The organism is Flagellimonas pelagia (assembly GCF_003584135.1).
Taxonomy (GTDB): Bacteria; Bacteroidota; Bacteroidia; order Flavobacteriales; family Flavobacteriaceae; genus Flagellimonas; species Flagellimonas pelagia.
This window is the reverse complement of record NZ_QXFI01000001.1, coordinates 1-1434: the sequence shown is the minus strand read 5'-3', so window position 1 is coordinate 1434 and position 1434 is coordinate 1. Positions and strand designations below refer to the sequence as shown.

1 protein-coding gene is annotated in these 1434 nt (G+C 52.5%); it reads left to right on the top strand.

The genetic code is table 11. From position 1 onward, the window contains the following. The first annotated feature begins 54 nt into the window (after window positions 1-54). Entirely contained in the window at window positions 55-531 is a 477-nt protein-coding gene (locus D2V05_RS00015; RefSeq protein ID WP_000469298.1) for a helix-turn-helix domain-containing protein, read from the top strand. The last annotated feature ends 903 nt before the right edge of the window (window positions 532-1434 follow it).

Genomic DNA, 1434 nt, shown 5'->3' with positions numbered 1-1434 from the left:
ATGGCTTAGATTTGAACCAACGTTAGTGCATGGGATTTTTAGAGGGAAAAAATCATGTTTATTGATTCAGAAAAACGACTGAAACAACTTTCAGATGAGGCAAAGAAAAACACCGAGGATCTCGAAGAAGCAAAGAAGAATTCAAGGTTTACACAGGTATCCCCAAAAGGTTGGGAACGCGTTCGAGAGCTGCTGAAGGATAGCCAAGGCATATCAGCACTGAAGCTGTACTCATTTTTAGCGGAGCATATCGATCCTACGTGTGGCGCTGTCGTTGCGGATCAGCAATTCCTAGCTGAAAAACTTGGAGTTAGCAGAAGCACAATTATTCGTTGGCTCAATTACTTAGAATCAAAAAATGCATTAGTTAGAATCCCCGTTGCTGGTAAGGTTTGTGCGTATGCCCTCGATCCACATGAAGTCTGGAAGGGATACAACACTACGAAAAACCATGCAGCATTTGTCACTAAAACACTGGTCAACAAAGACGGTGATATTCAGCGCCGAATCATGGCCATGTTTTCAAATTGAGCCAGCGGCAGGCGGACAATCAGGGGCTACGTGTTAACGTTCTGACCATGATTGTCTATCCTGCATTGCTCTTTTGCCGCCTCAAAATCCCTTGCGTGTTTTTGCTCCCCGATCTCCAGAACGACCGAGCCGCCACGGTTCCGGCAGCGCCTTGAGCGCAACCGGAAACCGTCTGGGGAGAACCCCAGACCCCCATCGCTGTAACACCGACGGTCTACGACCACCTACCAACCGAGTGACTGCCTGTACCGTGCAAATGGGCTTTGCAGGGGGCTGGCGCGGTTCCTGGCGACCTGAAAGCCCCTGGCTAGGGGTATCGGCGCGCCTGACCTCCTGAAACGCTCTGTAAGCGTTTTTCGCGCCTTCCATGCCCTGACGGGCATTTAAACCCCGCCTCGTGCGTCTGAGAGCTTCTGAGCGCGTTTGAAGGGCTATCTGACGACTCATCCCCGAAAGAACAACAGCGGAATCACCGACAACATGCGAGAGGTGGCACCGCTCGCCGCAGCCCCAGCGACCGAACGTTAGTGAGCGAGTGGGCGAGGAAGCGGAAGAGAACCGGAAACCACATTGAGCACGTACGCACTGATACGGGGTGTCGGGGCGAAGCCCTGACCAGATGGCAAACGGAATATCGTCGCGGGTGACGGTATTACATTTGCACATCCTGTCCCGATTTCTGCGGGGGTTAACGGTGAACGGACGGCAAAAAACGTGCAGGAGCTGTTGAACGTGAAAACCACGAAATCTGGCAAAAATCACGGCTGGCGAGGCTTGCAGAGGAGTAAGCCAGTATACACTCCGCTATCGCTACGTGACTGGGTCAGGGCTTCGCCCCGACACCCCCAAAGGGCGTTGCGTTGCGCGCAACACCCTTGCCTAGAATAGATCTTTTACGCCGAT